The organism is Kitasatospora sp. NPDC057965 (genome assembly GCF_042887135.1).
GTDB lineage: Bacteria > Actinomycetota > Actinomycetes > Streptomycetales > Streptomycetaceae > Kitasatospora.
The window spans coordinates 46625-53496 of record NZ_JBHVPZ010000038.1; the positions used below are offsets into that span (position 1 = coordinate 46625).

7 protein-coding genes are annotated in these 6872 nt (G+C 73.3%); 5 read left to right on the plus strand and 2 right to left on the minus strand.

Translation table 11 applies throughout. The annotated features are described in order from the left end of the window. The first annotated feature begins 172 nt into the window (after positions 1-172). Positions 173-787: a 30S ribosomal protein S4 gene (gene rpsD / locus ACFVVU_RS34340; RefSeq protein ID WP_350570297.1), complete on the plus strand. Its 615-nt coding sequence runs from the start codon at positions 173-175 to the stop codon at positions 785-787. A 127-nt stretch (positions 788-914) separates the two neighbouring features. Here the strand turns inward: rpsD and ACFVVU_RS34345 are convergent, their stop codons facing one another. Both ACFVVU_RS34345 and ACFVVU_RS34350 read right to left on the minus strand, forming a co-directional pair. Next, positions 915-1208 carry a tetratricopeptide repeat protein gene (locus ACFVVU_RS34345; protein WP_380683396.1) on the minus strand — a complete coding sequence of 98 codons (294 nt, stop codon included), beginning with the start codon at positions 1206-1208 and terminating at the stop codon, positions 915-917. 78 nt (positions 1209-1286) lie between these two features. Continuing rightward, a complete protein-coding gene (locus ACFVVU_RS34350) occupies positions 1287-2348 on the minus strand; it encodes a hypothetical protein (protein ID WP_380683385.1) in 1062 nt (353 codons plus the stop codon). Positions 2349-2649: 301 nt separating this feature from the next. On the opposite strand from ACFVVU_RS34350, the gene ACFVVU_RS34355 reads away from it, so the two are divergent. Genes ACFVVU_RS34355 through ruvX form a run of 4 tightly spaced genes read left to right on the plus strand, consistent with a single transcriptional unit; the run spans position 2650 to position 6739 of the window. Then, positions 2650-3126, plus strand: coding sequence for a DUF948 domain-containing protein (locus ACFVVU_RS34355; RefSeq protein WP_355374397.1), 477 nt, complete (start codon positions 2650-2652; stop codon positions 3124-3126). Between the two features lie 4 nt (positions 3127-3130). Continuing rightward, the gene (locus ACFVVU_RS34360) at positions 3131-3574 is read left to right on the plus strand and encodes a DUF6167 family protein (RefSeq protein ID WP_380683384.1); all 444 of its coding nucleotides are present in this window, start codon (positions 3131-3133) and stop codon (positions 3572-3574) included. Then, the gene (alaS, locus tag ACFVVU_RS34365; RefSeq protein WP_380683383.1) at positions 3574-6243 is read left to right on the plus strand and encodes an alanine--tRNA ligase; all 2670 of its coding nucleotides are present in this window, start codon (positions 3574-3576) and stop codon (positions 6241-6243) included. The genes ACFVVU_RS34360 and alaS overlap by 1 nt, the downstream gene beginning before the upstream one ends. Before the next feature lie 16 nt (positions 6244-6259). Continuing rightward, positions 6260-6739: a Holliday junction resolvase RuvX gene (ruvX, locus tag ACFVVU_RS34370; RefSeq protein ID WP_344325577.1), complete on the plus strand. Its 480-nt coding sequence runs from the start codon at positions 6260-6262 to the stop codon at positions 6737-6739. Positions 6740-6872: the final 133 nt, after the last annotated feature.

A 6872-nucleotide genomic window follows, 5' to 3' on the forward strand; every position in this document is an offset into this window, starting at 1 on the left:
CGGGCGAACCGGTTCCCGGTTCGATTTCCGTGTGACAAGCACATCTCGTGCCCGGCTCCGGAGAGCGGCTGATCGCACTGCCCTCGGGCAGTGGGGTTTTCTCCGGGCCGCGACGTGCGACCTCCGTCAACACCTGGTGAAGCCGTATTCGTAAGCAAGGAAGGTTTGGTTCATGGCGAACCAGAAGCGCCCCAAGGTCAAGATCGCGCGTGCGCTCGGCGTGCCGCTGACCCCGAAGTCCGTCAAGTACTTCGAGGCCCGCCCGTACCCGCCCGGCCAGCACGGCCGTGGCCGCAAGCAGAACTCGGACTACAAGGTCCGTCTGGTCGAGAAGCAGCGGCTGCGCGCTCAGTACGACCTGAGCGAGAAGCAGATGGCGCGCGCGTTCGACCGCGCGAAGAAGGCCGAGGGCAAGACCGGTGAGGCGCTCGTCGCCGAGCTGGAGACCCGCCTCGACGCCCTGGTGCTGCGTTCGGGCATCGCCCGCACCATCTACCAGGCCCGTCAGATGGTCGTCCACGGCCACATCGAGGTCAACGGCGGCAAGGTCAACAAGCCGTCGTACCAGATGAAGCCGGGCTTCGTGGTGACCGTCCGCGAGCGCAGCAAGGAGAAGGTCCCGTTCCAGGTCGCCCGTGAGGGTGGCAACGCGGGTGAGGGCCAGACCCCGAAGTACCTCGAGGTCAACCTGAAGGCCCTGGCCTTCCGTCTGGACCGTGCGCCGCAGCGCAAGGAGGTCCCGGTGATCTGCGACGAGCAGCTCGTCGTCGAGTACTACTCGCGCTGACCCGCGAGCGGTATCACCTGCAGTACCCCAGCGAGCCCCCGTCGCCCTTGTGGCGGCGGGGGCTCGCCCCTTGTCCGGGTGGTGTCCGGACGGTCCCGGGTGGTGCCCCGGGCGGTGTCGCGGTGGGTCAGTACGACTCGCCGGTCATCGCGGAGGCCAGCCGCAGGTGCGGGCGGGCCTCCTCGGCGCGGCCCTGGCGCTCCAGGGTGCGGCCCAGCATCAGCCGGGCGTAGTCCTCGGCCGGGTCGGCCTCCAGGATCCGGAGCAGCTCGGCCTCCGCCTTGCGCAGCTGGGCGGAGTGGAAGTAGCTGCGGGCCAGCAGCAGCCGGACCGACAGGTTGGCCGGCTCCTCGGCGAGCACTCCTTCGAGCATCCGGGCGGCGTCGGTGTACGCCTTGGAGTCGAAGTAGAAGTTCGCCATGCGGTAGTCGTCGGCGATGTTGGCCACGGGGTGCTCCTTCCGTACGGTGGTTCCGCCCCCTCCAGCACCGGACAAGTTTCAACTATTCCCGGGCGGGAGCGGCCCGCCCTCCAGCCGCGCCAGCAGGTCGAGCGCCGGCCCGATGCCCGCCCGGTCGTTGAAGCGGCGGTGCAGCCGGACGCTCTCCCGGGCGAGCGTCCGGGCCGGGCGGATCTCACCGTTCAGCCAGCGCGCGTACGCCAGCGCGTGGAGTCCGTACGCGTACGCCCACTGCTCGCCGTACCGCTCGCACAGCTCACGGGCCCGGCCGAGCCGGAGCTCGCCGCGCTCCCGGTCGCCCCGGCGCAGCTGGGCGGTGCCCAGCCCGACCATCGCCAACAGCACGTTGCTGTCCAGCTCGCCGACGGCGCGGTAGCGCCGCAGCGCCTCCTCGAACAGCTCGGCGGCGCGGGCCGGCCGGTCGCCGGTCAGCGCGGCGCAGCCCTGCCGGTGCACGGCGCGGGCCAGCGCGCGGTCGTCGCCGGTGGCCAGCGCCTGGCGGCGGCACTCCTCCAGGGCGGCCCGGGCGGCGGCCGGATCGCCCTGCAGTGCGGCCGTCCAGCCGGTCGCCCAGAGCGCCGTGGCACGGGCCTCGGTGGGCTCCGGGTCGAGTGCCAGCGCCCGTTCCAGCCAGCGCCGCCCCTCGGCGGGGTGGCCGCAGCCGGCCCAGTAGAACCAGAGGGTGCCGGCCAGCAGCAGGGCGGTGCGCTGCTCGCCGGGCTCGGACAGGCAGAACTCCAGGGCGGCCCGCAGGTCGGCGTGCACCAGGGCGGTGCGCTCGGCGGTCTCCGCCTGCCGGGGGCCGAACCACTCGACCTCGCCCCAGGTGGCCACGCCCAGGTACCAGTCCCGGTGGCGCCGCCGCAGCCGGCGCTCCTCGCCGGCGGCGCGCAGCCGTCGCCGCCCGTCCGCACGGCCGGCGTCCGGCAGCCGGAACCGCACGCCGTGCGGGCTCCGCTCGCGCAGCAGGGCGGACCGGGCGACGAGTCCGGTGAGCAGTCCGGGCAACTCGTCCGGGTCGATGCCCGCGCCGGCGCAGACGTACTCGGCCGCGTCGGCGTCGAAGCCGCCCGCGAAGACCGACAGCCGGGCCCGGAGCAAACGTTCCTGCCCCGGCGGCGGCCCCTCCGGTCGCGGTGTCGGTTCCCCCTCCACACCCTGCTCCCCGCGTCGAGGCCCGGGCCGGGGGTGGCCAGGGCGTCCGCCCGTCCGGGCCGCGTGGCCGCGGCCTGCCCGGCAGAACGAGGTGACCGGCGGGTGGGTTACGCGCGCGGATCGCACATCCGGTCGGATCGCCGCGTGCCCCGCGCGGGAAACCCGGTCCGGAAACCGCGCGCGGTCGCGATAGGGTTCCCTAGGGCATGGGTGCCCTGAGGTACGCACAGCGAGGGAGCGCGCAAAGGTGTCCGTGGGAGAGCTGGCCGGCCTGCTCGTCGCCGTGTTCTGGGCGGTCCTGGTCACCCTGCTCGCGGTCGTGCTGGTCCGGCTGTCGCGGGTGCTCAAGGAGGCCGCCGTCCTGGTCTCCGCCGTCACCGAGCAGGCGGTGCCGCTGCTGACCGACGCCGGCACCGCGGTGCGCAGCGCCAACGAGCAGCTGGAGCGGGTGGACGAGATCACCGCCAACGTGCAGGACGCGGCGGCCAACGCCAACGCGCTCTCCTCCACCGTCGCGGCCACCCTGGGCGGTCCGCTGGTCAAGGTCGCGGCGTTCAGCTACGGCGTGCGCAAGGCGGTCGCCAAGCAGCAGGGCACGGCCACGCTGCCGACCCAGCCGGCCGAGCGCGAGGAGCTGGCCCGGCTGATCCGGGCCGAGGTCCGGGCCGCGACCGCCCCCAGGAGCGGTCTGCTCTCCCGGGTCCGGCGCGCGGTGAGGGGCTGACGGCATGGTGCGACGCATCTTCTGGATGGCGGTCGGCGCCGGCGCCACCGTCTGGGCCATGAACAAGGCCAACGAGGCCGTGCACCGGCTCACCCCGGACAGCCTCTCCGGCACCGCCGCCCGCGGCGCGCTGCAGCTGGGCGACCGGGCCAAGCAGTTCGCGCAGGACGTGCGGACCGGCATGACCGAGCGCGAGGAGCAGCTGCGAGAGGACCTCGGACTGGAGGGCACCGCCGTCGTCGAGCCGCGTCGCCGCGGTGTCGTGCGCGGCGAGCCCCGGTACCGAGCTATCTCGGCGGCGCCCGGGAGCCCGGCCGCCGCCCTGCCTCCGTCCAGCAGTACCCGCGCATCGTCCTCGGACGGTCCCCGCACCACCCCCCAAGCCATCGAGAAGACGCCCCGACGCGCGATTCCGCCGCGGGGCGGTACCAACCGGAAGGACCACTAATGGAGTCGGCAGAGATCCGCCGCCGCTGGCTGCGCTTCTTCGAGGAGCGCGGCCACACCGTCGTTCCGTCGGCGTCCCTGGTCGCCGACGACCCCACCCTGCTGCTGGTCAACGCCGGCATGGTCCCGTTCAAGCCCTACTTCCTGGGCGAGGTCAAGCCGCAGTTCTCGCGCGCGACCAGCGTGCAGAAGTGCGTGCGCACCCTGGACATCGAGGAGGTCGGGAAGACCACCCGGCACGGCTCCTTCTTCCAGATGTGCGGCAACTTCTCCTTCGGTGACTACTTCAAGGAAGGAGCCATCAAGTTCGCCTGGGAGCTGCTCACCACTCCCGTCGCGGAGGGTGGCTACGGCCTGGAGAAGGAGAAGCTCTGGATCACCGTCTACCAGGACGACGACGAGGCCGAGCTGATCTGGCGTGAGGTCATCGGCGTGCCCGCCGAGCGCATCCAGCGCCTGGGCATGAAGGACAACTTCTGGTCGATGGGCGTCCCCGGCCCGTGCGGCCCGTGCTCGGAGATCAACTACGACCGCGGCCCCGCGTACGGCGAGGAGGGCGGCCCGGCCGTCAACGGCGAGCGCTACCTGGAGATCTGGAACCTGGTCTTCATGCAGTACGAGCGCGGCCACGGCGACGGCAAGGACGGCTTCGAGATCCTCGGCGACCTGCCGAGCAAGAACATCGACACCGGCCTCGGCCTGGAGCGCCTGGCCGCCATCCTGCAGGGCGTCGACAACCTCTTCGAGATCGACACCAGCCGGATGATCCTGGACCGGGCCGCCGAGCTGACCGGCCACGCCTACGGCGCGGACCACAAGGCGGACGTCTCGCTGCGCGTGGTCACCGACCACATCCGCACCGCGCTGATGCTGGTCGGCGACGGCGTCACCCCCGGCAACGAGGGCCGCGGCTACGTGCTGCGCCGCATCCTGCGCCGCGCCATCCGCAACATGCGCCTGCTGGGCGCCACCGAGCCGGTGGCCAAGGAGCTGACGGACATCGCGATCAAGGCGATGGCCCCGCAGTACCCGGAGCTGGAGGCCGACCGCAAGCGCATCGAGACGGTCGTCACCGCCGAGGAGACGGCCTTCCTGCAGACCCTGAAGGCCGGCACCAACCTGCTGGACGCCGCGGTCACCGAGACCAAGCAGGCCGGCGGCGCGGTGCTCTCCGGCGACCAGGCGTTCAAGCTGCACGACACCTACGGCTTCCCGATCGACCTGACCCTGGAGATGGCCGAGGAGCAGGGCCTGCAGGTCGACGAGGCCGGCTTCCGCCGCCTGATGCAGGAGCAGCGGGACCGCGCCAAGGCGGACGCCAAGGCCAAGAAGATGGGCCACGCCGACGTCGCCGCGTACCGCGAGGTCGCCGACAAGTCCGGCGCCAGCGTCTTCACCGGCTACACCCTCACCGAGGGCGAGGCCACCGTGGTCGGCCTGCTGGTGAACGGCGTTCCGGCGCCGGCCGCCACCGAGGGCGACGAGGTCGAGCTCATCCTCGACCGCACCCCGTTCTACGCCGAGGGCGGCGGCCAGCTCGCCGACCACGGCCGGATCCGGCTGGACTCCGGCGCGGTCGTCGAGATCCGCGACGTGCAGCAGCCCGTCCCGGGCGTGATCGTGCACTCCGGCGGCGTGCTGTTCGGCGAGGTCGTGCTCGGCTCCGCGGCGTACGCCACCATCGACGTGGACCGCCGCCGGGCCATCGCCCGCGCCCACTCGGCCACCCACCTGACCCACCAGGCGCTGCGCGACGCGCTCGGCCCGACGGCCGCCCAGGCCGGTTCGGAGAACGCCCCGGGCCGCTTCCGCTTCGACTTCGGCTCGCCCGCCGCCGTGCCCGGCAGCGTGCTGACCGACGTCGAGCAGAAGATCAACGACGTGCTGACCCGCGAGCTGGAGGTCACCGCCGAGGTCATGACGATGGACCAGGCCCGCAAGGCCGGCGCCATCGCGATGTTCGGCGAGAAGTACGGCGACGAGGTCCGCGTCGTCACGATCGGCGACTTCTCCAAGGAGCTGTGCGGCGGCACGCACGTCGGCAACACCGCCCAGCTGGGTCTGGTGAAGCTGCTCGGCGAGTCCTCGATCGGCTCCGGCGTGCGCCGGGTGGAGGCGCTGGTCGGCGCCGACGCCTACCGCTTCCTGGCCCGTGAGCACACCGTGGTCGCCCAGCTGACCGAGCTGGTCAAGGGCCGTCCGGAGGAGCTGCCGGAGAAGATCTCCGGCATGCTCGCCAAGCTCAAGGACGCCGAGAAGGAGATCGAGCGCTTCCGCGCCGAGAAGGTGCTCGCGGCCGCCGCGGGCCTGGCCGACTCGGCCGAGGACGTGCACGGCATCGCCGTGGTCGCCGCCCGGGTCGCCGACGGCACGGGCGCGGACGAGCTGCGCAAGCTGGTCCTGGACGTGCGCGGCCGGCTCGGCTCGCGCCCGGCCGTGGTCGCCGCCTTCACCGTCGCCAACGACCGCCCGCTGACCGTGATCGCCACCAACGAGGACGCCCGCGGCCGCGGCATCAAGGCCGGCGAGCTGGTCCGCACCGCCGCCAAGACCCTCGGCGGCGGCGGTGGCGGCAAGGACGACGTCGCCCAGGGCGGCGGCACCAACCCGGCCGCGATCGACGAGGCCGTCGCCGCGGTGCGCGGCCTGGTCGCGGAGCGTGCCTCCTGATGGGGTCCGCGTTCTGATGGAGTTCGAGGAGAAGCCCTTCCGGCGCGGGCGGCGGATCGCCGTCGACGTCGGGGACGCCCGGATCGGGGTCGCGTCCTGCGACCCCGACGGGGTGCTCGCCACCCCGGTGGAGACCGTCCCGGCCGGGGTGAAGTCGCAGGCCAGGATCGCCGCGATCGTCGAGGAGTACGGCGCGATCGAGGTGATCGTCGGGCTGCCGCGCTCGCTCAGCGGCAAGGAGGGCCCGGCCGCCGAGAAGGTGCGCGGCTACGCGGCCCGGCTCGCCAACCGGCTCTGGCCGGTGCCGGTCCGGCTGGTCGACGAGCGGATGTCGACGGTCACCGCGACCCACGGGCTGCGCGCCTCGGGGGTCAAGGCCAAGAAGGGCCGCTCGGTGGTCGACCAGGCCGCCGCGGTGGTGATCCTGCAGACCGCCCTTGAGTCCGAACGGGTGAGCGGACGCCCGCCCGGTGAGAGCGTCGAGGCGGCGGGCTGACCGGCCTGTTCTAACGTCCCGAAGAGGGGTGCGGGGGGGCGCGCGGGCGCCCGGGCCCCCCGGGCGGGGGCGGGGGGGGGGGGGGGCCGCGGGCCGCCCCGGGGGCGCCCCCGGGACCCCGGTGGGGCGCACC

Bases quoted from the DNA above. Each gene is read 5' to 3' on its own strand.
- rpsD (WP_350570297.1), top strand. From the start codon at position 173: ATGGCGAACCAGAAGCGCCCCAAGGTCAAGATCGCGCGTGCGCTCGGC.
- ACFVVU_RS34345 (WP_380683396.1), bottom strand. From the start codon at position 1,208: ATGGCGAACTTCTACTTCGACTCCAAGGCGTACACCGACGCCGCCCGG.
- ACFVVU_RS34360 (WP_380683384.1), top strand. From the start codon at position 3,131: ATGGTGCGACGCATCTTCTGGATGGCGGTCGGCGCCGGCGCCACCGTC.
- alaS (WP_380683383.1), top strand. From the start codon at position 3,574: ATGGAGTCGGCAGAGATCCGCCGCCGCTGGCTGCGCTTCTTCGAGGAG.
- ruvX (WP_344325577.1), top strand. From the start codon at position 6,260: ATGGAGTTCGAGGAGAAGCCCTTCCGGCGCGGGCGGCGGATCGCCGTC.